35 protein-coding genes are annotated in these 23,732 nt (G+C 68.7%); 34 read left to right on the plus strand and 1 reads right to left on the minus strand.

From position 1 onward, the window contains the following. Positions 1-48: 48 nt before the first annotated feature. The 34 genes from fusA (at position 49) to truA (ending at position 21,941) form a co-directional block, all read left to right on the plus strand. Positions 49-2,145 carry an elongation factor G gene (gene fusA / locus GA0074692_RS29195; RefSeq protein WP_091650223.1) on the plus strand — a complete coding sequence of 699 codons (2,097 nt, stop codon included), beginning with the start codon at positions 49-51 and terminating at the stop codon, positions 2,143-2,145. 167 nt (positions 2,146-2,312) lie between these two features. Beyond that, positions 2,313-3,506: an elongation factor Tu gene (tuf, locus tag GA0074692_RS29200; protein ID WP_091650227.1), complete on the plus strand. Its 1,194-nt coding sequence runs from the start codon at positions 2,313-2,315 to the stop codon at positions 3,504-3,506. Positions 3,507-3,857: 351 nt separating this feature from the next. Then, the gene (gene rpsJ / locus GA0074692_RS29205) at positions 3,858-4,166 is read left to right on the plus strand and encodes a 30S ribosomal protein S10 (RefSeq protein ID WP_007073037.1); all 309 of its coding nucleotides are present in this window, start codon (positions 3,858-3,860) and stop codon (positions 4,164-4,166) included. An 11-nt stretch (positions 4,167-4,177) separates the two neighbouring features. Then, positions 4,178-4,843: a 50S ribosomal protein L3 gene (rplC, locus tag GA0074692_RS29210; RefSeq protein ID WP_091650230.1), complete on the plus strand. Its 666-nt coding sequence runs from the start codon at positions 4,178-4,180 to the stop codon at positions 4,841-4,843. Beyond that, positions 4,840-5,505: a 50S ribosomal protein L4 gene (gene rplD, locus GA0074692_RS29215; RefSeq protein WP_091650233.1), complete on the plus strand. Its 666-nt coding sequence runs from the start codon at positions 4,840-4,842 to the stop codon at positions 5,503-5,505. Before rplC ends, rplD begins: the two co-directional genes overlap by 4 nt. Next, positions 5,502-5,804: a 50S ribosomal protein L23 gene (gene rplW / locus GA0074692_RS29220; protein ID WP_088982052.1), complete on the plus strand. Its 303-nt coding sequence runs from the start codon at positions 5,502-5,504 to the stop codon at positions 5,802-5,804. Before rplD ends, rplW begins: the two co-directional genes overlap by 4 nt. Before the next feature lie 12 nt (positions 5,805-5,816). After that, complete coding sequence (gene rplB, locus GA0074692_RS29225) at positions 5,817-6,656, plus strand: 50S ribosomal protein L2 (protein ID WP_091650237.1); 840 nt, start codon at positions 5,817-5,819, stop codon at positions 6,654-6,656. 12 nt (positions 6,657-6,668) lie between these two features. Then, positions 6,669-6,950: a 30S ribosomal protein S19 gene (rpsS, locus tag GA0074692_RS29230; RefSeq protein WP_020520478.1), complete on the plus strand. Its 282-nt coding sequence runs from the start codon at positions 6,669-6,671 to the stop codon at positions 6,948-6,950. Between the two features lie 35 nt (positions 6,951-6,985). Further along, positions 6,986-7,444 carry a 50S ribosomal protein L22 gene (gene rplV, locus GA0074692_RS29235; protein ID WP_091650243.1) on the plus strand — a complete coding sequence of 153 codons (459 nt, stop codon included), beginning with the start codon at positions 6,986-6,988 and terminating at the stop codon, positions 7,442-7,444. Beyond that, positions 7,444-8,313: a 30S ribosomal protein S3 gene (gene rpsC / locus GA0074692_RS29240; RefSeq protein ID WP_091650247.1), complete on the plus strand. Its 870-nt coding sequence runs from the start codon at positions 7,444-7,446 to the stop codon at positions 8,311-8,313. The genes rplV and rpsC overlap by 1 nt, the downstream gene beginning before the upstream one ends. 3 nt (positions 8,314-8,316) lie before the next feature. Further along, positions 8,317-8,742 (plus strand): 50S ribosomal protein L16, encoded by a 426-nt coding sequence (rplP, locus tag GA0074692_RS29245; protein ID WP_007465292.1) that lies wholly within the window; start codon positions 8,317-8,319, stop codon positions 8,740-8,742. After that, entirely contained in the window at positions 8,742-8,978 is a 237-nt protein-coding gene (gene rpmC / locus GA0074692_RS29250; protein WP_091650250.1) for a 50S ribosomal protein L29, read from the plus strand. The genes rplP and rpmC overlap by 1 nt, the downstream gene beginning before the upstream one ends. Beyond that, the gene (rpsQ, locus tag GA0074692_RS29255; RefSeq protein WP_091650255.1) at positions 8,975-9,256 is read left to right on the plus strand and encodes a 30S ribosomal protein S17; all 282 of its coding nucleotides are present in this window, start codon (positions 8,975-8,977) and stop codon (positions 9,254-9,256) included. Before rpmC ends, rpsQ begins: the two co-directional genes overlap by 4 nt. Positions 9,257-9,353: 97 nt before the next feature. Next, positions 9,354-9,722 (plus strand): 50S ribosomal protein L14, encoded by a 369-nt coding sequence (rplN, locus tag GA0074692_RS29260; RefSeq protein ID WP_007465279.1) that lies wholly within the window; start codon positions 9,354-9,356, stop codon positions 9,720-9,722. After that, entirely contained in the window at positions 9,719-10,039 is a 321-nt protein-coding gene (gene rplX, locus GA0074692_RS29265; RefSeq protein ID WP_176738622.1) for a 50S ribosomal protein L24, read from the plus strand. Before rplN ends, rplX begins: the two co-directional genes overlap by 4 nt. After that, on the plus strand, positions 10,039-10,608 hold the full coding sequence (gene rplE / locus GA0074692_RS29270; protein ID WP_091650258.1) for a 50S ribosomal protein L5: 570 nt from the start codon (positions 10,039-10,041) through the stop codon (positions 10,606-10,608). Before rplX ends, rplE begins: the two co-directional genes overlap by 1 nt. A gap of 1 nt (position 10,609) precedes the next feature. Continuing rightward, on the plus strand, positions 10,610-10,795 hold the full coding sequence (locus GA0074692_RS29275; protein ID WP_007073023.1) for a type Z 30S ribosomal protein S14: 186 nt from the start codon (positions 10,610-10,612) through the stop codon (positions 10,793-10,795). Positions 10,796-10,891: 96 nt separating this feature from the next. Then, a complete protein-coding gene (rpsH, locus tag GA0074692_RS29280) occupies positions 10,892-11,299 on the plus strand; it encodes a 30S ribosomal protein S8 (RefSeq protein ID WP_091451909.1) in 408 nt (135 codons plus the stop codon). A 16-nt stretch (positions 11,300-11,315) separates the two neighbouring features. After that, positions 11,316-11,858, plus strand: coding sequence for a 50S ribosomal protein L6 (gene rplF / locus GA0074692_RS29285; RefSeq protein ID WP_091650261.1), 543 nt, complete (start codon positions 11,316-11,318; stop codon positions 11,856-11,858). After that, positions 11,855-12,244 carry a 50S ribosomal protein L18 gene (gene rplR / locus GA0074692_RS29290; protein ID WP_091650265.1) on the plus strand — a complete coding sequence of 130 codons (390 nt, stop codon included), beginning with the start codon at positions 11,855-11,857 and terminating at the stop codon, positions 12,242-12,244. Before rplF ends, rplR begins: the two co-directional genes overlap by 4 nt. A 33-nt stretch (positions 12,245-12,277) precedes the next feature. After that, on the plus strand, positions 12,278-12,892 hold the full coding sequence (gene rpsE, locus GA0074692_RS29295) for a 30S ribosomal protein S5 (RefSeq protein ID WP_088982061.1): 615 nt from the start codon (positions 12,278-12,280) through the stop codon (positions 12,890-12,892). Beyond that, positions 12,892-13,074 carry a 50S ribosomal protein L30 gene (gene rpmD / locus GA0074692_RS29300; RefSeq protein WP_088982062.1) on the plus strand — a complete coding sequence of 61 codons (183 nt, stop codon included), beginning with the start codon at positions 12,892-12,894 and terminating at the stop codon, positions 13,072-13,074. The genes rpsE and rpmD overlap by 1 nt, the downstream gene beginning before the upstream one ends. After that, positions 13,074-13,517, plus strand: a complete 444-nt coding sequence (rplO, locus tag GA0074692_RS29305; protein ID WP_091650268.1) for a 50S ribosomal protein L15 — start codon at positions 13,074-13,076, stop codon at positions 13,515-13,517. Before rpmD ends, rplO begins: the two co-directional genes overlap by 1 nt. A 240-nt stretch (positions 13,518-13,757) precedes the next feature. Beyond that, on the plus strand, positions 13,758-15,086 hold the full coding sequence (gene secY / locus GA0074692_RS29310; protein WP_091650271.1) for a preprotein translocase subunit SecY: 1,329 nt from the start codon (positions 13,758-13,760) through the stop codon (positions 15,084-15,086). Beyond that, on the plus strand, positions 15,087-15,740 hold the full coding sequence (locus GA0074692_RS29315) for an adenylate kinase (RefSeq protein WP_091650274.1): 654 nt from the start codon (positions 15,087-15,089) through the stop codon (positions 15,738-15,740). Between the two features lie 113 nt (positions 15,741-15,853). Then, the gene (gene map / locus GA0074692_RS29320) at positions 15,854-16,705 is read left to right on the plus strand and encodes a type I methionyl aminopeptidase (protein ID WP_091650276.1); all 852 of its coding nucleotides are present in this window, start codon (positions 15,854-15,856) and stop codon (positions 16,703-16,705) included. Between the two features lie 477 nt (positions 16,706-17,182). Continuing rightward, positions 17,183-17,404, plus strand: a complete 222-nt coding sequence (infA, locus tag GA0074692_RS29325) for a translation initiation factor IF-1 (protein WP_007073013.1) — start codon at positions 17,183-17,185, stop codon at positions 17,402-17,404. Between the two features lie 97 nt (positions 17,405-17,501). Continuing rightward, entirely contained in the window at positions 17,502-17,615 is a 114-nt protein-coding gene (gene rpmJ, locus GA0074692_RS29330) for a 50S ribosomal protein L36 (RefSeq protein ID WP_088982067.1), read from the plus strand. Between the two features lie 263 nt (positions 17,616-17,878). Further along, a complete protein-coding gene (rpsM, locus tag GA0074692_RS29335; RefSeq protein ID WP_091650280.1) occupies positions 17,879-18,259 on the plus strand; it encodes a 30S ribosomal protein S13 in 381 nt (126 codons plus the stop codon). 18 nt (positions 18,260-18,277) lie between these two features. Further along, entirely contained in the window at positions 18,278-18,685 is a 408-nt protein-coding gene (gene rpsK, locus GA0074692_RS29340) for a 30S ribosomal protein S11 (protein WP_030329919.1), read from the plus strand. 13 nt (positions 18,686-18,698) lie between these two features. Continuing rightward, the gene (rpsD, locus tag GA0074692_RS29345; protein WP_091650283.1) at positions 18,699-19,325 is read left to right on the plus strand and encodes a 30S ribosomal protein S4; all 627 of its coding nucleotides are present in this window, start codon (positions 18,699-18,701) and stop codon (positions 19,323-19,325) included. 100 nt (positions 19,326-19,425) lie between these two features. After that, the gene (locus GA0074692_RS29350) at positions 19,426-20,448 is read left to right on the plus strand and encodes a DNA-directed RNA polymerase subunit alpha (protein WP_076466647.1); all 1,023 of its coding nucleotides are present in this window, start codon (positions 19,426-19,428) and stop codon (positions 20,446-20,448) included. A 34-nt stretch (positions 20,449-20,482) separates the two neighbouring features. After that, entirely contained in the window at positions 20,483-21,040 is a 558-nt protein-coding gene (gene rplQ / locus GA0074692_RS29355) for a 50S ribosomal protein L17 (RefSeq protein WP_091650285.1), read from the plus strand. A gap of 70 nt (positions 21,041-21,110) precedes the next feature. After that, on the plus strand, positions 21,111-21,941 hold the full coding sequence (gene truA / locus GA0074692_RS29360) for a tRNA pseudouridine(38-40) synthase TruA (protein ID WP_091650288.1): 831 nt from the start codon (positions 21,111-21,113) through the stop codon (positions 21,939-21,941). Positions 21,942-21,994: 53 nt separating this feature from the next. Here truA and GA0074692_RS29365 read toward each other — a convergent pair whose 3' ends face one another. After that, positions 21,995-23,038, minus strand: coding sequence for a hypothetical protein (locus tag GA0074692_RS29365; RefSeq protein ID WP_141725438.1), 1,044 nt, complete (start codon positions 23,036-23,038; stop codon positions 21,995-21,997). Positions 23,039-23,732: the final 694 nt, after the last annotated feature.

Here is a 23,732-nt window from a genome sequence, read left to right on the forward strand (position 1 = left end):
CCGGAACCGCCGCCAGTTGAGTCGAGACGACGATAAGTAGGGATTGAAGTGGCCGCCGCAGACGCGCTTGCCAACGTACGCAACATCGGCATCATGGCGCACATCGATGCCGGTAAGACCACGACCACCGAGCGAATCCTGTTCTACACCGGCATCACGTACAAGATCGGTGAGGTCCACGAGGGCGCCGCCGTCATGGACTGGATGGAGCAGGAGCAGGAGCGGGGGATCACCATCACCTCCGCCGCCACCAAGTGTGAGTGGAAGGGCCACACGATCCAGATCATCGACACGCCCGGCCACGTCGACTTCACGGTCGAGGTCGAGCGGTCGTTGCGGGTGCTGGACGGTGCGGTGGCCGTTTACGACGGTGTCGCCGGCGTGGAGCCCCAGACGGAGAACGTCTGGCGTCAGGCCGACAAGTACAACGTCCCCCGGATGTGCTTCGTCAACAAGCTCGACCGGACCGGTGCCGACTTCTTCCGCTGCGTGCAGATGATGATCGACCGGCTCAACGCCACCCCGCTGGTGCTCCAGATCCCGATCGGCAACGAGTCCGACTTCATCGGCGTGGTCGACCTGGTTGAGATGCGCGCCCTCACCTGGCGTGGGGAGACCCAGAAGGGTGAGGACTACGCGATCGAGGAAATCCCGGCCGACCTGGCCGACTCCGCCGCCGAGTGGCGCGAGAAGCTGATGGAGACCCTGGCCGACGTCGACGACGCGGTGATGGAGAAGTACCTCGAGGGCGAGGAGATCTCGGTCGACGAGGTCAAGGCCGCCATCCGCCGGTCCACCATCGCCGGCAAGGCCAACCCGGTCCTCACCGGCACCGCCTTCAAGAACAAGGGCATCCAGCCGATGCTCGACGCGGTGGTCGCGTACCTCCCGTCGCCGCTGGACATCCCGGCCATCGAGGGCACCGCGACCGACGGTGAGACCCCGTTGCAGCGGAAGCCGTCGAAGTCGGAGCCCTTCTCCGCGCTGGCCTTCAAGATCCAGACGGACAAGCACCTCGGCAAGCTGACCTACGTCCGGATCTACTCCGGCACGCTCGAGTCCGGCTCCCAGGTGGTGAACTCCACCAAGGACCGCAAGGAGCGGATCGGCAAGATCTACCAGATGCACGCCAACAAGCGGGAAGAGCGCAGCTCGGCCCAGGCTGGCGACATCATCGCGGTGCAGGGTCTGAAGCAGACCACCACCGGTGACACGCTCTGCGACCCGGCGAACCCGGTCATCCTGGAGTCGATGACCTTCCCGGAGCCGGTCATCGAGGTCGCCATCGAGCCGAAGACCAAGGCCGACCAGGAGAAGCTCAGCACCGCCATCCAGCGGCTCGCCGAGGAGGACCCGACCTTCCGGGTCAAGCTCGACGACCAGACCGGTCAGACGGTCATCTCCGGCATGGGCGAGCTGCACCTGGACATCCTGGTCGACCGGATGCGCCGCGAGTTCAACGTCGAGGCGAACATCGGTAAGCCGCAGGTGGCGTACCGCGAGACCATCCGCCGTGCGGTGGAGAAGGTCGAGTACACCCACAAGAAGCAGACCGGTGGTTCCGGCCAGTACGCCCGGGTGATCATCAGCCTGGAGCCGCTGCCGCTCGGCAACGACGCCCCGACCTACGAGTTCGCCAACGCGGTGACCGGTGGCCGCATCCCGCGGGAGTTCATCCCGTCGGTGGACGCGGGCGCGCAGGACGCCATGCAGTACGGCATCCTCGCCGGCTTCCCCGTGGTGGGCGTCAAGCTCACCCTGGTGGACGGCCAGTACCACGAGGTCGACTCGTCGGAAATGGCATTCAAGATCGCCGGCTCGATGGCGATGAAGGAGGCGGCCCGCAAGGCCGACCCCGCTCTCCTCGAGCCGATGATGGCCGTTGAGGTCACCACTCCGGAGGAGAACATGGGTGACGTCATCGGCGACCTCAACTCCCGCCGCGGCATCATCCAGGCGATGGAGGAGCGCAGTGGCGCCCGCGTCGTCCGGGCTCTGGTGCCGTTGTCGGAGATGTTCGGCTACGTCGGCGACCTGCGGTCGAAGACCCAGGGCCGGGCTAGCTACAGCATGCAGTTCGACTCCTACGCCGAGGTTCCGACCAACGTGGCGAAGGAGATCATCGCGAAGGCCACGGGCGAGTAGTTTCTCGCCCGCGGTCTCCGCGGAACTGTGTGACCGGGCCTGTAGGCTTCACCGCCGCAAGTCCCACAAGCTCTCCGGCCGCCTGGCCGGAAAGGCTGTCGACAGAGTCCTAAGCGCCGATCGGCGCGCCGGGGCGTACGAACCAAGAAGTCCACAGGAGGACACCAGTGGCGAAGGCGAAGTTCGAGCGGACTAAGCCGCACGTCAACATCGGCACCATTGGTCACATCGACCACGGTAAGACGACGCTGACGGCGGCCATCACGAAGGTCCTGCACGACCAGTTCCCGGACCTGAACCCGTACACGCCGTTCGACGAGATCGACAAGGCGCCGGAGGAGAAGGCCCGCGGTATCACCATCTCCATCGCGCACGTCGAGTACCAGACCGAGAACCGGCACTACGCGCACGTCGACTGCCCCGGGCACGCCGACTACATCAAGAACATGATCACCGGTGCCGCGCAGATGGACGGCGCGATCCTGGTGGTGGCGGCGACCGACGGTCCGATGCCGCAGACCCGCGAGCACGTGCTGCTGGCCCGCCAGGTCGGCGTGCCGTACATCGTCGTGGCGCTCAACAAGAGCGACATGGTCGACGACGAGGAGCTCCTGGAGCTCGTCGAGCTCGAGGTTCGTGAGCTGCTCTCGAACCAGGAGTACCCGGGCGACGACCTGCCGGTCGTCCAGGTCTCGGCGCTGAAGGCCCTCGAGGGTGACCCCGTGTGGACCGAGAAGCTCCTGGAGCTGATGAACGCGGTCGACACCGCGATCCCGCAGCCGGAGCGCGAGACCGAGAAGCCGTTCCTCATGCCGATCGAGGACGTCTTCACGATCACCGGTCGTGGCACCGTCGTCACCGGCCGCGCCGAGCGCGGTATCCTCAAGCCGAACGAGGAGGTGGAGATCGTCGGCATCAAGGAGAAGTCGATGAAGACGGTCTGCACCGGTATCGAGATGTTCCGCAAGCTGCTCGACGAGGCCCGCGCGGGCGAGAACGTCGGTCTGCTGCTGCGGGGTATCAAGCGCGAGGACGTCGAGCGCGGCATGGTGGTCGTCAAGCCGGGCACCACCACCCCGCACACGGAGTTCGAGGCGACCGTCTACATCCTCTCCAAGGAGGAGGGCGGCCGGCACACCCCGTTCTTCCAGAACTACCGTCCGCAGTTCTACTTCCGGACCACGGACGTCACCGGCGTCGTCACGCTGCCCGAGGGCACCGAGATGGTCATGCCGGGCGACAACACCACGATGACCGTGAAGCTGATCCAGCCCATCGCGATGGAGGACAACCTCAAGTTCGCGATCCGGGAGGGTGGCCGTACGGTTGGCGCTGGTCGCGTCACCAAGATCATCAAGTGAGCTGGGTAACCCCGATTAGACCCGCCGCCGGTCGTGCGGCATACTAGTCAGGTTGCGTAACGACAGTTCGTCGCCTGCGTTCGGATTCTTCCGAACCTCCGGGCGGGAGAACAGTCGGGCGTAGGGTGGTTGGCGGCCAGGCCGCCAACCACCCTCGCACGGCGTTCAGGTCGCGGTAGTGCGATCGGCGCCTTGACCCACCGCGCGGTCAGTATCGCTCCGGCCTCCCGGGGCGGAGCCTGGCCCGAGGGCGCGACACGCCCGACCGCGGGGGTCGGCGGAAGTGGGCCTGTGCCAGCCGGTGCAGGCGCCCGCAACACAGCGGCATCGAGAGAAGGAACAGAAGCCACCATGGCGGGACAGAAGATCCGCATCCGGCTCAAGGCCTATGACCACGAGGTCGTCGACTCCTCGGCTCGGAAGATCGTCGAGACGGTGACGCGCACCGGGGCGCAGGTCGCGGGCCCGGTGCCGCTGCCCACGGAGATCAACCGTTTCTGCGTTATCCGCTCGCCGCACAAGTACAAGGACTCGCGCGAGCACTTCGAGATGCGCACGCACAAGCGGCTGATCGACATCATCGACCCGACCCCCAAGACGGTCGACTCGCTCATGCGCCTCGACCTGCCGGCTGGCGTCGACATCGAGATCAAGCTGTAGGGACCGGACAAATGGACAGGCAAGTAAAGGGGATCCTGGGCGCAAAGCTCGGCATGACCCAGGTCTGGGACAACAACAAGGTTGTCCCGGTGACCGTGGTGCAGGCCGGCCCGTGCGTCGTCAGCCAGGTGCGTAGCGCCGAGAAGGACGGTTACTCCGCGATCCAGCTGGCCTACGGCGCGATCGACCCGCGCAAGGTCAAGAAGCCGATCAGCGGGCACTACGCGAAGGCCGAGGTGGCGCCGCGCCGGCACATCGTCGAGCTGCGTACCGTCGACGCCGCCGAGTACACCCTCGGCCAGGAGGTCACCGTCTCCGAGTTCGCCGCCGGCGTCTCGATCGACGTGACCGGCAAGACCAAGGGCAAGGGCTACGCCGGCCCGATGAAGCGGCACGGCTTCCACGGTCTGCGCGCCAGCCACGGTGTCGAGCGCAAGCACCGCTCGCCCGGCTCGATCGGCGCCTGCGCCACCCCGGGTCGCGTCTTCAAGGGCACCCGGATGGCCGGCCGGATGGGTGGCGTGCGCTACACCGTCCAGAACCTGACCGTCCAGGCGGTCGACACCGAGAACAACCTCCTGCTCGTCCGTGGCGCCATCCCCGGCCCCAAGGGCGCGCTGGTCCTGGTCCGGACCGCGGCCAAGACCAAGGCGAAGAAGGGCGGTGCGGCGAAGTGACCACGGTTGACGTGCTCACCGTCGACGGCACCAAGAAGGGCTCCGTCGAGCTCCCGGCAGACGTCTTCGACGTGCAGGCCAACATCGCGTTGATGCACCAGGTCGTGGTGGCCCAGCTTGCGGCCGCCCGCCAGGGCACGCACAAGGTGAAGACCCGCGGTGAGGTCTCCGGCGGCGGCAAGAAGCCGTACAAGCAGAAGGGCACCGGCCGCGCCCGCCAGGGTTCGACCCGGGCGCCGCAGTTCGCCGGTGGTGGCGTGGTGCACGGCCCCGTCCCGCGCGACTACAGCCAGCGGACCCCGAAGAAGATGAAGGCCGCCGCGCTGCGGGGCGCCCTCTCCGACCGGGCCCGCGCCGGCCAGGTGCACGTCGTCGAGGCGTTCGTCTCCGGCGAGAAGCCGTCCACCAAGGCGGCCCTGGCCACGCTGACGAAGCTGACCGAGGCCCGGCGGGTCCTGGTCGTGCTGGGCAGCACCGACGAGCTGAACTGGGTGTCGCTGCGGAACCTGCGCAACGGGCGGGACAGCCGGGTGCACCTGATCGAGGCCGGCCAGCTCAACACGTACGACGTGCTGGTGGCCGACGACGTGGTCTTCACCAAGGACGCCCTGGACGAGTTCCTCGGCGTGCCCGCCGAGACCACCGAGGAGGGTGGCAAGTGAGCACGATCGCCGACCCGCGCGACATCATCGTGGCGCCGGTCGTCTCGGAGAAGAGCTACAGCGAGCTGAACCGCAACTGGTACACCTTCCTGGTGCACCCGGACGCCAACAAGACCGAGATCAAGATCGCTATCCAGCAGATCTTCAACGTCCGCGTCCTGACGGTCAACACGCTCAACCGCGAGGGCAAGCGCAAGCGGACCAAGACCGGGTTCGGCCAGCGCAAGGCCACCAAGCGCGCGATGGTGAAGCTGGCTGACGGTGACCGTATCGAGGCCTTCGGCGGCCCGGTCAGCTGAGGGGTGTAGACAATGGCTATCCGTAAGTACAAGCCGACGACGCCGGGCCGGCGTGGCTCCAGCGTCGCCGACTTCGCTGAGATCACCCGGTCGACCCCGGAGAAGTCGCTGCTGGCGCCGCTGCCCAAGAAGGGCGGTCGGAACGCCCACGGCCGGATCACCACCCGGCACCACGGTGGTGGCCACAAGCGCCAGTACCGTCTGATCGACTTCAAGCGGGTCGACAAGGACGGCGTGCCGGCGAAGGTCGCCCACATCGAGTACGACCCGAACCGCACCGCGCGCATCGCGCTGCTGCACTACGCCGACGGCGAGAAGCGCTACATCCTCGCGCCGAAGGACCTGAAGCAGGGCGACGCCGTCGAGTCGGGCCCCGGCGCGGACATCAAGCCGGGCAACAACCTGCCGCTGCGGAACATCCCGGTCGGTACCACCATCCACAGCGTGGAGCTGCGTCCGGGCGGCGGCGCCAAGCTGGCCCGTTCGGCCGGCGTCGGCATCCAGCTGCTCGGCCGGGAGGGCGCGTACGCCACCCTCCGGATGCCGTCCGGTGAGATCCGGCGGGTCGACGTCCGCTGCCGCGCGAGCGTCGGCGAGATCGGCAACGCCGACCAGTCGAACATCAACTGGGGCAAGGCCGGCCGGATGCGCTGGAAGGGCAAGCGCCCGACCGTCCGTGGTGTGGCCATGAACCCGGTGGACCACCCGCACGGTGGTGGTGAGGGTAAGACCTCCGGTGGTCGCCACCCGGTCAACCCGCAGGGTAAGCCCGAGGGCCGTACCCGCCGTAAGGGCCAGCCGAGCGACCGGCTGATCGTCCGCCGCCGCTACGCCACGCGTAAGCGCGGCTGAGGGAGATAGAAGATGCCTCGCAGCCTGAAGAAGGGCCCGTTCATCGACGACCACCTGCTCAAGAAGGTGGAAGTGCAGAACGAGAAGGGCTCCAAGAACGTCATCAAGACCTGGTCGCGGCGCTCGACGATCATCCCGGAGATGCTCGGGCACACGATCGCCGTGCACGACGGACGCAAGCACGTCCCGGTGTTCGTCACCGAGGCGATGGTCGGGCACAAGCTCGGCGAGTTCGCGCTGACCCGCACGTTCAAGGGTCACGAGAAGGACGACCGGAAGAGCCGCCGCCGCTAGGCGAGCCACGGATAGAGGAACAAGGGGTTACAGCGATGCCAGGAAAGGGCGACGCTCCGGTGCTTCCGGGCGCGCGGGCGATTGCGCGGCACGTGCGCATCTCGCCGACGAAGGCGCGCCGGGTGGTCAACCTCGTCCGCGGCCTGCCCGCGAAGGAGGCGCTCACGGTGCTGCAGTTCGCGCCGCAGGCTGCGAGCGAGCAGGTGTACAAGGTGCTCGCGAGCGCGATCGCCAACGCGGAGAACAACGAGCGGCTGGACCCCGACGCGTTGCTCGTCAGCGAGGCGTTCGTCGACGAGGGCCCGACCATGAAGCGGTTCCGGCCGCGGGCGCAGGGCCGGGCGTACCGGATCCGCAAGCGCACGTGCCACATCACCGTGGCGGTCGAGGCGGTCGCGCCGGCCGCGCCGAAGAAGTCTTCGGCGAAGAAGGCTGAGCCGGCGAAGCAGGCCGAGCCGGCGGAGACGCAGAGCACGACGGAGGGTGCCGAGTAATGGGTCAGAAGGTTCACCCGCACGGGTTCCGGCTCGGCATCTCGACCGACTGGAAGTCCCGCTGGTTCGCGGACAAGCTCTACAAGGACTACATCGGCGAGGACGTCAAGATCCGCCGCATGATGTCCAAGGGGCTGGAGCGGGCCGGCATCTCCAAGGTCGACATCGAGCGCACGCGCGACCGCGTCCGGGTCGACATCCACACCGCCCGTCCGGGCATCGTCATCGGTCGTAAGGGTGCCGAGGCCGACCGGATCCGTGGCGAGCTGGAGAAGCTCACCGGCAAGCAGGTGCAGCTCAACATCATCGAGGTGAAGAGCCCCGAGTCGGACGCGCAGCTCGTCGCCCAGGGCGTCGCCGAGCAGCTCTCCAGCCGGGTCAGCTTCCGTCGGGCGATGCGCAAGGCCATGCAGTCCGCGATGAAGAACCCGGTCTGCAAGGGCATCCGGGTCCAGGTCTCGGGTCGTCTCGGCGGCGCCGAGATGAGCCGGACCGAGTTCTACCGCGAGGGCCGGGTTCCGCTGCACACGCTGCGGGCCAACATCGAGTACGGCTTCTTCGAGGCCCGTACCACCTTCGGCCGGATCGGCGTGAAGGTCTGGATCTACAAGGGCGACGCGGTTCCCGGCCGGGAGGCCCCCGCCGAGGCCGCCCCGTCCCGCCCGCGCCGTGAGCGTGGCGACCGTCCCGACCGTCCGCGCCGTGGTCGTTCCGGGTCCTCCGGTACGACGTCCGGTGGCACCGAGGCCGGCCGGGCTGCCGCGACCACCGTCGCGCAGCAGGCCGAGACGCCGAGCGGCGAGCCGATCGACAGCGCTGCTGTTGCTTCGGCCGCTTCGACTCCGGCAGAAACGCAGCAGGAGGGCTGACAGATGCTGATGCCGCGCAAGCCCCCGAAGGGCTTCCGCAAGCCGCACCACCCGGACCGCAGTGGCGCGTCCAAGGGCGGTAACCGCGTGGTGTTCGGCGAGTTCGGGATCCAGGCTCTCGAGCCGGCGTACGTCACGAACCGGCAGATCGAGTCGGCTCGTATCGCGATGACCCGTCACATCAAGCGTGGCGGCAAGGTCTGGATCACGATCTTCCCGGACCAGGCGCTGACCAAGAAGCCGGCGGAAACCCGGATGGGTTCCGGTAAGGGCTCGCCCGAGTGGTGGGTGGCCAACGTGAAGCCGGGGCGGGTCCTCTTCGAGATGTCCTTCCCCAACGAGCAGATCGCGCGAGAGGCGATGCGTCGCGCGATCCACAAGCTCCCGATGAAGTGCCGCATTGTGACGCGCGAAGTGGGTGAATCCTGATGGCAGCGGGCGTTAAGGCCGCCGAGCTGCGTGAGCTCTCCGACGAGGAGCTGGTCACGAAGCTGCGGGAGGCCAAGGCGGAGCTGTTCAACCTCCGCGTTCAGGCCGCCACCGGTCAGCTCGACAACAACCGGCGGCTCCAGGTCATCCGTCGGGAGATCGCCCGGATCTACACGATCATGCGTGAGCGCGAGCTGGGGCTCTCGGCCGCGCCGACTGAGGTGACTGCATCATGAGCGAGACCGAGAACACCACCGCCACCGTGCGGGCTCGCCGCAAGGTCCGTGAGGGCCTCGTGGTCAGCGACAAGATGGACAAGACCGTCGTCGTCGAGGTCGAGGACCGGGTCAAGCACGCGCTGTACGGCAAGATCATGCGCCGGACCCGCAAGCTGAAGGTGCACGACGAGCAGAACGCCGCCGGCATCGGCGACCGGGTCGTGATCATGGAGACCCGGCCGCTGTCGGCCACCAAGCGGTGGCGGCTCGTGGAAATCCTGGAAAAGGCCAAGTAGCGAAGGCTCGATCTCGCCCGGCGTCAGCCGGGCGCAGGTTCCGCCAGGCTCCGGCCGCGTGCAGCGGCCGGAGAACCGGCAGACATAGGAGATAGACGTGATTCAGCAGGAGTCGCGACTGCGCGTCGCCGACAACACGGGTGCCCGGGAGATCCTGTGCATCCGCGTTCTCGGTGGCTCCGGTCGGCGCTACGCGAGCATCGGCGACGTCATCGTGGCCACCGTCAAGGACGCGATCCCGGGTGCCGGTGTCAAGAAGGGCGACGTCGTCAAGGCTGTCGTCGTTCGCACCGCCAAGGAGAGGCGGCGGCCGGACGGCTCGTACATCCGCTTCGACGAGAACGCCGCCGTCATCATCAAGGACGGTGGGGACCCGCGCGGTACCCGTATCTTCGGCCCGGTTGGTCGGGAGCTGCGGGACAAGCGGTTCATGAAGATCATCTCTCTCGCGCCGGAGGTGTTGTGACCGTGAAGGTCAAGAAGGGCGACACGGTCGTCGTCATCGCCGGCAAGGACAAGGGCGCCAAGGGCAAGGTCATCGCGGCCTACCCGCGGCAGGACAAGGTCCTGGTCGAGGGCGTGAACCGCGTCAAGAAGCACACCCGCATCCGCACCACCCAGCGTGGCGCCAAGACCGGTGGCATCGTCACCCAGGAGGCCCCGATCCACGTTTCCAACGTGCAGGTCCTGGACTCCGACGGGAAGCCGACCCGCATCGGGTACCGGATCGACGACAACGGCCAGAAGGTCCGCATCGCGCGTAGCACCGGTAAGGACCTGTGATGACCACGGCTACCGAAACCAAGACCCTGCCGCGCCTCAAGGAGCGGTACCGCAACGAGATCGTGGCCAAGCTGCAGGAGCAGCACAACTACGCGAACCCCATGCAGGTTCCGCGGTTGGTCAAGATTGTCGTGAACATGGGTGTGGGCGAGGCCGCCCGCGACGCCAAGCTGATCGACGGCGCGGTCCGCGACCTGGCCACCATCACCGGCCAGAAGCCGCTGGTGCGGCGGGCGACCAAGTCCATCGCGCAGTTCAAGCTCCGTGAGGGCATGCCGATCGGCGCGAAGGTCACCCTGCGGGGCGACCGGATGTGGGAGTTCCTGGACCGGCTGCTCTCCATCGCGCTGCCGCGTATCCGGGACTTCCGCGGTCTGGACGGGCGCAAGCTCGACGGGCACGGCAACTACACGTTCGGTCTGACCGAGCAGTCGGTGTTCCACGAGATCGACCAGGACAAGATCGATCGCCAGCGGGGCATGGACATCACGGTGGTCACGACCGCCACGACCGACGACGAGGGCCGGGCGCTGCTCAAGCTCCTGGGCTTCCCGTTCAAGGAGAACTGAGATGGCCAAGAAGGCGCTGATCCTCAAGGCGGCCGCGAAGCCGAAGTTCTCGGTTCGCGCGTACACCCGCTGCCAGCGGTGCGGGCGTCCGAAGGCGGTCTACCGCAAGTTCGGTCTCTGCCGGGTGTGCATCCGGGAGATGGCCCACCGCGGTGAGCTGCCCGGCGTGTCCAAGGCTTCCTGGTAATAGCCCGGCGTGCTCCGCGCGTCAGCTGCACTGTCTCTTCGCCGTAGGCCCTGGGCGTACCCGCGGGAACCCCGGCGAGAAAGGTAGACGAAATCCATGACGATGACCGACCCGATCGCAGACATGCTCACGCGTCTGCGTAACGCCAACCAGGCGTACCACGACCGGGTGACGATGCCCTACTCCAAGATCAAGGCGAACATCGCCGAGGTCCTGAAGGCCGAGGGTTACATCGCCACCTGGTCGGCCGAGGAGCCCGAGGAGGGTGCCGTCGGCAAGCGACTGGTCGTCGAGCTGAAGTACGGCCAGAACCGGGAGCGGAGCCTGGCCGGCATCAAGCGTGTGTCCAAGCCCGGTCTGCGGGTGTACGCCAAGTCGGATGGGCTCCCGCGGGTGCTCGGCGGCCTCGGCGTGGCGATCATTTCGACGTCCCAGGGGCTGCTCACCGACCGGCAGGCCCGCAAGCGGAGCGTTGGCGGGGAAGTCCTCGCCTTCGTCTGGTAACGGGAGACAGGTAGAAATGTCGCGTATTGGACGTAAGTCGATCCCGGTGCCTGCCGGCGTCGACGTCACGATCGACGGCCAGACCGTCAAGGTCAAGGGCCCCAAGGGCGAGCTGTCGCACACCGTCTCCGAGCCGATCACGGTGGAGCGGGCGGAGGGCGGCGAGCTCCAGGTCAGCCGCCCGAACGACGAGCGGAAGTCCAAGGAGCTGCACGGCCTGAGCCGGACCCTGGTGGCGAACATGATCGTCGGGGTCACCGAGGGCTACCGCAAGAGCCTGGAGATCGCCGGCACCGGTTACCGGGTCACCGCCAAGGGCAAGGACCTCGAGTTCGCGCTCGGGTTCTCGCACCCGGTGCTGGTCCCCGCCCCGGACGGCATCACCTTCACCGTCGAGAAGCCGACCGTGTTCCACGTGGCCGGCATCGACAAGCAGCTCGTCGGTGAGGTCGCCGCCAACATTCGGAAGATCCGCCCGCCGGAGCCCTACAAGGGCAAGGGTGTGAAGTACCAGGGCGAGGTCATCCGCCGCAAGGCTGGAAAGGCAGGTAAGAAGTGAGCGCCACGCTGCTCAAGCGCCGCCGCGGCGTCGCCGCCAAGCGTGCCGTCGGGCGTGCGCGTCGGCACTTCCGGGTCCGCAAGAACATCAGCGGCACCCCCGAGCGTCCGCGCCTGGTCGTCACCCGGTCGCTGCGTCACGTCGTGGCCCAGATCGTGGACGACACCAAGGGACACACCCTGGCGTCGGCCTCGACCCTGGACGCCTCGCTGCGTGGCAGCGAGGGCGACAAGAGCGCCCTGGCCGGCAAGGTCGGCGCCCTGCTCGCCGAGCGGGCCAAGGCCGCCGGCATCTCGAAGGTCGTCTTCGACCGTGGTGGCAACCGGTACGCGGGGCGAGTCGCCGCGCTGGCCGACGCCGCTCGCGAAGCCGGACTCGAGTTCTAACAACCCCGTCACGAGAGAGAAGGAAGGCTGCTGATGCCAGGTCAACAGCGCCGTGGCGGCGGGTCCGGTGGCAACGAGGGTGGTCGCCGCGACAACCGCCGTGAGGGCGGCCGCGGAAACGCGCCCGTCGAGAAGACCCCGCACCTCGAGCGGGTCGTCGCGATCAACCGCGTCGCCAAGGTCGTGAAGGGTGGTCGTCGCTTCAGCTTCACCGCCCTGGTGATCGTGGGCGACGGCGACGGCACCGTCGGCGTGGGCTATGGAAAGGCCAAGGAGGTGCCCGCGGCGATCGCCAAGGGCGTCGAGGAGGCCAAGAAGCACTTCTTCAAGGTGCCGCGGATCGGCGCCTCGATCCCGCACCCGGTGCAGGGCGAGGACGCCGCCGGTGTGGTGCTGCTCAAGCCGGCCTCCGCCGGTACGGGCGTCATCGCCGGTGGCCCGGTGCGTGCCGTGCTGGAGTGCGCGGGTATCCACGACGTGCTCTCCAAGAGCCTCGGCTCGTCGAACCCGATCAACATCGTGCACGCCACCGTGGCGGCCCTGAAGGGGCTGGAGTCCCCGGAGCAGGTCGCCGCCCGTCGTGGCCTGCCGGTCGAGGATGTCGCGCCGGCCGCGATGCTGGCCGCGCGGGCGGGGGTGGCGTCCTGATGGCACGCCTGAAGGTCACCCAGGTCCGGTCCGGGATCGGGACCAAGCACAACCAGCGTGAGTCGCTGCGTTCGCTCGGTCTCAAGCGGATCAACGACGTGGTGGTCAAGGAGGACCGGCCCGAGATTCGGGGCATGATCTTCGCGGTCAACCACCTCGTGAAGGTCGAGGAGGTCGAGTAATGACGATCAAGGTCCACCACCTGCGCCCGGCGCCCGGTGCCAAGACCGCCAAGACCCGGGTGGGTCGTGGTGAGGGCTCCAAGGGCAAGACCGCCGGTCGCGGTACGAAGGGCTCCAAGGCCCGCAAGAACATCTCGCCGGCGTTCGAGGGTGGGCAGATGCCCATCCACATGCGCCTGCCGAAGATGAAGGGCTTCAAGAACAAGTTCAAGGTGGTCTTCCAGGTGGTCAACCTGGACCGGCTCGCCGAGCTGTTCCCCAACGGCGGTCAGATCGGCCCCGACGAGCTGGTCGACGCCGGCGCGGTCCGCAAGGGCCAGCTGGTCAAGGTCCTCGGCAGCGGGGAGCTCAACGGGGTGGCGCTCCAGGTGTCGGCGCACGCGTTCAGCGCGTCGGCCAAGGAGAAGATCGCCGCCGCCGGTGGTTCCGCCACCGAGCTGTAAGGCACCCGGGACCGTGGCGCTCGTTCAGTTGACGACAACTGACGGGCGCCACGGTCTACTCCGGGTCAGTGTTCCGAATCACATCGTTACCGGTATATGTTGCCGGGCAAGCCTGCCCGGACGGCGGTCGGACTGTTAGAGTCCGTTCCCAGCTATGGATATCGGGCGCTCGCCCGACCGCCACCCCGCCTCGTCCCGCCAGGGTTCCACCGGCGGCCCGCCTCGCGCAGGAGGAAGAAGTTGCTGTCCGCCTTTCTCAGTGCGTTCCGTACGCCTGACCTGCGCAAGAAGCTGCTGTTCACAGTAGGCATCATCGCGGTCTACCGGCTCGGTGCGACGCTCCCCAGTCCCGGTGTCTCCTACGCGAACGTGCAGAAGTGCATCGACAGCATGGAGGGAGGCTCCAACGGGGTCTTCAACCTGCTGAACCTCTTCTCCGGCGGCGCGCTGCTGTCGCTCTCGGTCTTCGCGCTGGGCATCATGCCCTACATCACCGCGTCGATCATCCTGCAGCTGCTGACGGTGGTGATCCCCCGGCTGGAGCAGCTCCGCAAGGAGGGCCAGGCCGGCCAGGCGAAGATCACCCAGTACACCCGGTACCTGACCCTCGGCCTCGGCGTCCTCCAGGCGTCCGCCTTCGTCGCCCTGGCCCGCTCGGGCCAGCTCTTCAACAACCAGTGCGACCAGTGGCCGATCATCCCCCAGAGCACCGGTATCCCGGACTGGCTGACCCTGACCATCCTGGTCATGACCATGACCGCCGGTACCGGCATGGTGATGTGGCTCGGTGAGCTGATCACCGACCGGGGCGTCGGCAACGGCATGTCCGTCCTGATCTTCACCTCGATCGCCGCCCGCCTCCCCAGCGAGGGCTGGCAGATCAAGCAGACCAAGGGCTGGGGCTGGTTCGGCCTCGTCGTCCTGCTGGTCCTGGTGGTCATCACCGCGGTCGTCTTCATCGAGCAGGCGCAGCGCCGGATCCCGGTGCAGTACGCCAAGCGCATGATCGGCCGGCGGATGTACGGCGGTACCTCCACCTACATTCCGCTGAAGGTCAACCAGGCGGGTGTCATCCCGGTCATCTTCGGCTCGTCGCTGCTCTACCTGCCGCAGCTGGCGCTCCAGTTCTTCGACCAGAACAACCCGGGCAAGACCCAGGCGTGGATCCAGAACAACCTGGCCGACCCGACGAGCCCGATCTACATCACGGTCTACTTCCTGCTGATCATCTTCTTCACCTACTTCTACGTCTCGATCACGTTCAACCCGACCGAGGTCGCGGACAACATGAAGAAGTACGGCGGGTTCGTACCGGGCATCCGTCCCGGCAAGCCGACCGCGGAGTACCTCGACTTCATCCTCAGCCGGATCACCCTGCCGGGTGCGTTCTACCTCGCGATCATCTCGGTCCTGCCGAACTTCTTCTTCATCTGGCTGGACAGCCAGGCGTACGTGAACTTCCCGTTCGGTGGCACCGCCGTGCTGATCATGGTTGGCGTGGGTCTGGAGACCGTGAAGCAGATCGAGAGCCAACTCATGCAGCGGAACTACGAAGGGTTCCTGCGGTAGATGCGACTCGTTCTGGTTGGCCCGCCGGGCGCGGGCAAGGGCACACAGGCGGAGTTCATCGCCGCCCACCTCTCGGTCCCGAAGATCTCGACCGGTGACATCTTCCGGGCGAACGTCTCGCAGGGCACCCCACTCGGGGTCCAGGCCAAGAGCTTCATGGACGCGGGCAAGCTGGTTCCGGACGAGGTGACCATCAACATGGTCCGGGACCGGCTCGCCGAGCCGGACGCCGCCGAGGGCTTCCTGCTCGACGGCTTCCCGCGGACGACGCCCCAGGCCGCCGCCCTGGACAAGCTCCTCGCCGACCTGGGTACCGCGCTGGACGTGGTGCTGGAACTGGTCGTCGACGACGACGAGGTGATCCGGCGGCTCTCCGGCCGGCGTACCTGCCGGGGCTGCGGCAAGATCTGGCACGTCGAGTTCGACGCGACGACCCGGGACGGCATCTGCGACCGCTGCGGCGCGGAGCTGTTCCAGCGGGACGACGACAAGCCCGAGACGATCGCGGCCCGGCTGCGGGAGTACGCCGAGAAGACCGCTCCACTGGTCGACTACTACGGCGCCCAGGGCAAGCTGGTCGGGATCGACGCGACCGGGCCGGTCGAGGACGTCACCGTACGGGCGATCGACGCCCTGCGTTCCTACGGCGGCTGACGTCCCGCGCTCCGGCGACGGCCGGGGCCCCGCGTTCCACGGCGGCTAGAGTGCGAGGAGGGTGGGCGCTTCTGTCGTGCCCACACTCCTCGTCGACGAAAGGTAACCGCGCCATGCGCCGTCCCCAGCTGGACATCCAGCTGAAGACCCCCGAGCAGATCGAGAAGATGCGCGCCGCCGGCCTGGTGGTGGCCGCCGCCCTGCAGCGGATGCGCGAGGCGGTGGCCCCGGGGGTCAGCACCGCCGACCTCGACGCGATCGCCGAGTCGGTGATCCGGGGTGCGGGCGCGGTTCCCTCGTTCAAGGGCTACCACGGATTCCCCGCCTCGATCTGCTCCTCGGTCAACGAGCAGATCGTGCACGCCATCCCCTCGCCCAACCAGGTCCTCGGGGAGGGCGACCTGATCTCGATCGACTGCGGCGCGGTGCTGGACGGCTGGCACGGCGACGCGGCGATCACCGTCGGGGTCGGCGCGGTCGACCCGGCGCTGCTGCGCATGGCCGAGGTGGCCGAGGACGCGATGTGGGCCGGGATCGCTGCGGCGGCCCGGGGCGCGGCGAGCGGCAAGGGCCGGCTCACCGACATCTCCCACGCGGTCGAGACGGCGGTCCGCAAGCGTGGCCGGTACGGCATCGTCGACGGGTACGGCGGGCACGGCATCGGCACGGAGATGCACCAGGACCCGCACGTGCTCAACCACGGCCGTCCGGGGCGCGGGCCCCGGCTGGTCCCGGGGATCGCGCTCGCCATCGAGCCCATGATCACGATGGGCTCGCCGCGGACGGCGGAACTCGCCGACGGCTGGACGGTGGTGACCCGGGACGGGTCGGTCGCCGCGCACGTCGAGCACTCCATGGCGCTGCTGGAGGACGGCGTCTGGGTGCTCACCGCGCCCGACGGTGGCCGGGCCCGGCTGGGCGACCTGGTGACCTCCCGCCAGCCCGCCGACACGCCCGTGATCTGATCCCCGCCGGACCCACCGGACCGGGTTTCCACGGGGTCTGCCGGACCGGACTCTCCCTGCCGGATCCGCCGGAACCGCGCTCTTTCCTACCGGAACCGCCGGCCCGGAGCCACCCTGCCGGATCCCGCAGAACCGGACATCTTCCTACCGGGCCCACCGGACCGGGGTCGCCCCGCCGGGTCCCCAAGACCGGAGTCATCCGTCCGGGCGGTCGGCCCGGGTCGAGGACCCGACGCTGGCAGCGCCCGGTCCGGGTTCTTCGTCCCGATTTCAGGTGACCGGGGTGGCCGGTTTGGCGTGCGCCGGTAGGCGAGCGTACACTTTCAGATCGGCGCACAGCGTCCACTCCGGCATGCCCACCCTGCGCTTCGGTGGGAGTCGGAGCCGCGGCTGGCTCGAGCCTTCTGATGACCATCAGGGGTTCGTGTAAGGCGTTGTGAGCCGTCCGGAGGAACCGACGTCAGGACAGCGGAGGACATGCCGAAAAAAGACGGAGCCATCGAGATCGAGGGTCGAGTCATCGAGCCCCTGCCGAACGCCATGTTCCGGGTGGAGCTCGCGAACGGCCACAAGGTGCTGGCTCACATCAGCGGCAAGATGCGGCAGCACTACATCCGCATCCTGCCGGAGGACCGGGTCGTCGTCGAACTCTCGCCGTACGATCTGACCCGCGGGCGCATCGTCTACCGCTACAAGTAACCACGCCTGACGGCGGCCGGGTAGTCCCCGTGTCCGTCTTCGACGTCCGGTGTCGCGCTTCGTCGCGTCTCCGGGCCAGATGGGAAGTAAGGCAACCGTGAAGGTCAAGCCGAGCGTCAAGAGGATCTGCAACAAGTGCCGGGTCATCCGTCGGCACGGCCGGGTCATGATCATCTGCTCCGACCCGCGCCACAAGCAGCGCCAGGGCTGAACCAGGGCTGACCGACCGTCCGACGGTCGGTCGATCCGGTCCGGGCCGCGGATCCTGACACCACATCATCAGCTTGTCCCAGCCGCGAGCGGTACGCACCGCGTACTCCCACGTGGCTGACCCCCGGTCGGAGGCCGGGGCCCGTTCGGGCAACGACCACCCCGGTCGCGACGCGTCACGACGCGTCCGGTCGGCGGAGCGGTCGGAACGGGGTGGGGCGGGCTCAGACCTCCGCCAGAACACCACAAGGAGTACGCCCGCAGATGGCACGTCTAGTCGGCGTCGACCTCCCCCGCGAAAAGCGGATGGAGATCGCGCTCACCTACATCTTCGGCGTGGGCCGCACCCGCGCCCTGGAGACGCTCGCCGCCACCGGCATCTCGCCGGACAAGCGCGCTCGGGACCTCACGGACGAGGAGCTGGTCCAGCTCCGCGACCACATCGAGGGGAACTACAAGGTAGAAGGTGACCTGCGCCGCGAGGTCGCCGCTGACATCCGCCGCAAGGTCGAGATCGGCTGCTACGAGGGCATCCGGCACCGCCGGGGTCTGCCCGTCCGGGGGCAGCGGACCAGGACCAACGCGCGGACCCGGAAGGGCCCGAAGCGGACCGTCGCCGGCAAGAAGAAGCCCGGCAAGAAGTAACTAGGAGCGCACAGACTTATGCCACCGAAGGCTCGTGCCGGAGCCGCCGTCAAGAAGGTCCGGCGCAAGGAACGCAAGAACGTCGCCCACGGGCAGGCGCACATCAAGAGCACCTTCAACAACACGATCGTGTCCATCACGGACCCGACCGGTGCGGTCATCTCCTGGGCTTCCGCCGGTCAGGTCGGCTTCAAGGGCTCGCGCAAGTCGACCCCGTTCGCCGCGCAGCTGGCCGCCGAGGCCGCCGCGCGCCGGGCGATGGAGCACGGCATGCGCAAGGTCGACGTCTTCGTGAAGGGCCCCGGCTCCGGCCGGGAGACCGCGATCCGTTCGCTGCAGGCCGTCGGGCTGGAGGTCGGCCAGATCGCCGACGTCACCCCGCAGCCGCACAACGGATGCCGTCCGCCGAAGCGTCGCCGGGTCTGAGAGGTAGAGAGAGATGGCTCGTTACACCGGTGCTGACTGCCGCCGTTGCCGGCGGGAGAAGATGAAGCTGTTCCTCAAGGGCAGCAAGTGCGATGGCCCGAAGTGCCCGTTCGAGTCGCGGCCGTTCCCGCCCGGACAGCACGGCCGGGGCCGCACCAAGGAGACGGAGTACCTGCTCCAGCTCCGCGAGAAGCAGAAGGCCCGCCGCGTGTACGGCGTGCTGGAGAAGCAGTTCCGCGGGTACTACGAGGAGGCCGTGGCCAAGCAGGCCAAGACCGGTGAGGTCCTCCTGCAGATCCTCGAGTCGCGGCTGGACAACGTGGTCTACCGGGCTGGCTACGCCAAGTCCCGGGACATGGCCCGTCAGCTGGTCAAGCACGGCCACTTCACGGTGAACGGCAAGAAGGTCGACATCCCGTCGTTCCGCGTGAAGGAGCACGACATCATCGAGGTCCGGGGCAAGAGCAAGGAGCTCACCCCGTTCATCGTGGCGCAGGCCGAGGCCGGCTCGAAGACGGTGCCGGCCTGGCTGGAGGCCATCCCCAGCCAGATGAAGGTTCTGGTGCACTCGCTCCCGGCCCGGCAGGTCATCGACACGCAGGTCCAGGAGCAGCTGATCGTCGAGCTCTACTCGAAGTAGTCGGAGCTCGTTGCGGTGGTCCGTCCCGTTCCGGGGCGGACCACCGGAACAGTTTGTCGTGGGCGTCATATGGCGGGCGCCCCGGAAGAGAAGAGAAGACATGCTCATCAGCCAGCGACCGACCCTCTCCGAAGAGTCGATCAACGAGACCCGGTCCCGGTTCACCATCGAGCCGCTGGAGCCGGGCTTCGGCTACACCCTGGGCAACTCGCTGCGGCGTACGCTGCTGTCGTCCATCCCGGGTGCGGCGGTCACCTCGATCAAGATCGACGGCGTGCTGCACGAGTTCACCACGATCCCCGGCGTCAAGGAGGACGTGGTCGAGCTCGTCATGAACATCAAGGAGCTCTGCGTCAGCTCCGAGCACGACGAGCCGGTCAGCATGTACCTGCGCAAGCAGGGGCCGGGCGACGTGACCGCGGGCGACATCCAGCCCCCGGCCGGCGTCTCGGTGCACAACCCGGACCTGAAGCTCGCCACCCTCAACGGCAAGGGCCGGCTCGACATGGAGCTGACCGTCGAGCGGGGTCGTGGCTACGTCACCGCCGCGCAGAACAAGCAGGCCGGCGCGGAGATCGGCCGGATCCCGGTCGACTCGATCTACTCGCCGGTCCTCAAGGTCACCTACCGCGTCGAGGCGACCCGGGTCGAGCAGCGGACCGACTTCGACCGGCTGATCATCGACGTCGAGACCAAGCCGTCGATGGGCCCGCGTACCGCGCTGGCCTCCGCCGGTTCGACGCTGGTGGAGCTCTTCGGGCTGGCCCGTGAGCTGGACGAGACCGCCGAGGGCATCGACATCGGGCCGTCCCCGCAGGACGCGCAGCTGGCGGCGGACCTGGCCCTGCCGATCGAGGAGCTGGACCTCACCGTCCGCTCCTACAACTGCCTCAAGCGTGAGGGCATCAACACCGTTGGTGAGCTCATCGGGCGCACCGAGGCCGACCTCCTCGACATCCGCAATTTCGGTCAGAAGTCGATCGACGAGGTCAAGATGAAGCTCGCCGGGATGGGGCTGGGCCTGAAGGACTCCGCGCCCAACTTCGACCCGGCACACGTCGTGGACACCTTCGGCGAGGCTGACTACGACACCGACGACTACCGCGAGACCGAGCAGCTGTAACCGCGGCTGAGCATCTAAACGAGGAGCACCAACCATGCCCACGCCCACCAAGGGCCCCCGCCTCGGCGGCAGCCCCGCGCACGAGCGGCTGATGCTGGCCAACCTGGCCACCGCGCTGTTCCAGCACGGCAAGATCCAGACCACCGAGACGAAGGCCCGGCGGCTGCGTCCGCTGGCCGAGCAGCTCATCACCAAGGCCAAGCGCGGTGACCTGGCCTCGCGGCGGCGGGTGCTGGGCGTCGTCAAGGACAAGGACGTGGTCTACGCCCTGTTCGACCAGATCGCGCCCCGGTACGCCAACCGCAACGGTGGCTACACCCGGATCGTGAAGACCGGTCCGCGCAAGGGTGACGCCGCGCCGATGGCGATCATCGAGCTGGTCGAGGAGCTTCAGGTCGCCGAGGCCAAGGCGAACCGGAAGACCGCCGCCCGCAAGGCCGCGCAGCAGGACAAGGTCGAGGCGCTCGCCCCGGCCGAGGAGGCGCCGCAGGCCAAGGGCGACCAGGACGCCGAGGCGCCGGTGTCGGCGTCCGGTGACACCGCCGCCGCCCGCGAGGACAGCGACGAGGCCGGCGAGAACGACAAGGCCTGAGCAGTTTGCCCCACCATCGGGCCCGGCACCCTTCGGGGTGTCGGGCCCGACGCATGACACGGAGGTACGAGTGGAGGAGCGGATCCGGCTCCGGCTGGACGTTGCGTACGACGGCGGCGGTTTCTCCGGATGGGCCGCCCAGCCGGAGCGGCGGACGGTGGCCGGGGTGCTCACCGCGACCCTGGATCTGGTCCTCGGGGCGGGCACCGCGACCGGGCTGACCGTGGCCGGCCGGACCGACGCCGGGGTGCACGCCTCCGGGCAGGTGTGTCACCTCGACCTGCCCGCCGAGGTGTGGCAGACGCACCAGGGCGCGTTGCTGCGCCGGCTGGCCCGACTGCTCCCGGCGGACGTGCGGGTCCGGGCGATGACCGAGGTGCCGGCCGACTTCGACGCCCGCTTCTCGGCGACCTTCCGCCGCTACGAGTACCGGGTGACGGACGCCCGGTGGGGCGCGGAGCCGCTGCGCCGGCACGAGGTGCTCGCCTGGCCGCGGCCGCTGGACCTGACCGCGCTGAACGCGGCGGCGGCCGGACTGGTGGGGGAGCACGACTTCGCCGCGTACTGCAAACGCAAGGACAACGCCACCACGCTGCGCGAGGTGACCCGGCTGGACTGGCGACGGGACCCGGACGGGCTGCTGGTCGCCACCGTCCAGGCGGACGCGTTCTGCCAGGCGATGGTGCGCAGCCTGGTCGGGGCGATGCTGGTCGCCGGGGACGGCCGGCGACCGGTCGACTGGCCGGCGGGCCTGCTCACCCGACGGGAACGGTCGAACGAGGTGACCGTGGCCCCCGCCCACGGACTGACCCTGGTCGCGGTCGGCTACCCGGACGACCCGACCGAGTACGCCCGCCGTGCCGACCTCACCCGTCGCCTGCGGGTGCCGACCGCCTCCTGACCGAGGCCGGCTGGCCGGTCTGCCCGGTGCCGGTCCGGCTGACCGGTACCGGCTCAGTCGTCGTTCGAGCTGGACGGGCCGGGCCGGCGGCTCCCGGTCGACTCCGGGTTGGGCTGGACGAGGTCGCCGTCGGCCCGACGCTCCAGCACCCCCTGGTCGAGGTGGAGCTTGATCAGGTCGTGCAAGACCTGCTTCGCTTCCGGGTCGTCCGCGCCGACCTGCTGTCCGTCCGCCCGGACCACCAGGCAGTAGGCGATGTAGTGGCCGCGTACCTGCCAGGCCACCCGGGCCGCGGAGCTGGTCAGCACCTCGGTTTCGTCGCCGGCCTCCAGCGCGAGGAACCGGCCCTGACCCTGTTGCAGCATCTCCCGGATCCGTTCCCGCACCCGCTCGGCAGTGGTCCGGTCGGTGAGGTTGAACAACCCGGCGGTGGCCAGGTGTGCCCCGTCCGGAGCCCGTACGGTGCCGCGGACGACCTGGTTGCAGCCGAGCCGGACCAACAGGTCGGCGATTTCGTCGGTGGCCGCCACCGCACAACTCGCGCTGGAGTGGGTCCGGAGGACCTGGTACGCCGGTTGCCCGTCGGCGACGACCAGTTGGCGGCCCGGGAAGACCTCCTTCGCGGTCAGCGGCAACGGGTCGGTGTCGCGGGAGTCCAGGTCGGCCTGCGCCGGCGCCTCGGTGCGGGCCGTGTCGGGCTGCGTCGCCGGCGGGCTCTGCGGGTCGGTCGTCGACTGCCGTTCCAACAGCACGGCGGCGGTGCCCAGGCCGCAGATGGCCAGCAGCACCACGACCGCCGCGCCACCCACCACCACCTGCCAGAGCCGCCCGCCCAGTCGGCCCAGGCGCAGGGTCGGGTGCACCACGGCGGACGCCGGCGCCAGTGGTGGTGTCGCCTCCGGCCCGTTCGACTGAGGTCCGACCGGCCCGGCGGGTGCCTGAGCCATCTCGTCGGACGCCTGAGCCGTCTCCTCAGGCGCCGCCACCGGCGCGAAAGAGTGTGGCGCTGCCACGCCCGGGGCCGGCGCGACCGGTGCGGGCGGCGTCGGCTCGACCGGGAGCAGGGCCGGCATGGTGGCCGGTGGGGGCATGGGCATGCCGTGGGGTGGTGCTGTCGCGCCTGGGTGCGGTGCGACCGGGTGCGGTGCCGGGTCGGCCGGGTGCGGGGCCGACTCGGGATGTGGTACCGCCGCCGCTGGCGACGCGATCGGTGTGAACGGCATCGACTCTGCCGGAAGTGGGATCGGCGTGGTGGGGTGTGGCGCTGCCGCGACCGGTGTCGACTCAACCGGAAGTGGGATCGGCGTGGTGGCCGGTGGGGGCATGGCGTCATGGAGCGGTACCGCCGTGCCTGGGTGCGGCCCGACGGGTGTCGGCTCGAACGGTGTCGGTTCGGCCGGATGTGGCGTCGATGTGGCGTACGGCGCTGCTGCGGCCGGGTAGGGCTCGACCGGTGTCGGCTCGGCCGGATGTGGCGTCGACGTGGCGTACGGCGCTGCCGCGGCCAGGTACGGCTCGACCGGCGTTGGTTCGACCGGGTGCGGGGTCGGCGGTGTAGCGGGTGGTGCGGCCACGTACGGGGACGGTGGGGCCGTGGGCATGGTGGGGTGCGGTGCTGCCATGGCCGACGGCGGTGTGGCCGGTGGGGATGTGGGCATGGCGTGGGGTGGCGGGGCCACAGCCGGCGGCAGCCCGGCTGACGATGGTGCGGCCGGCGGTGGCGCAGCCGGACGATGCGCGGCCCGAGCATGCGCGGACGGTAGGGGGGCCGGCACGACCGGGGGCGGCACC

Origin of the sequence: Micromonospora pallida, assembly GCF_900090325.1 — a bacterium.
GTDB lineage: Bacteria > Actinomycetota > Actinomycetes > Mycobacteriales > Micromonosporaceae > Micromonospora > Micromonospora pallida.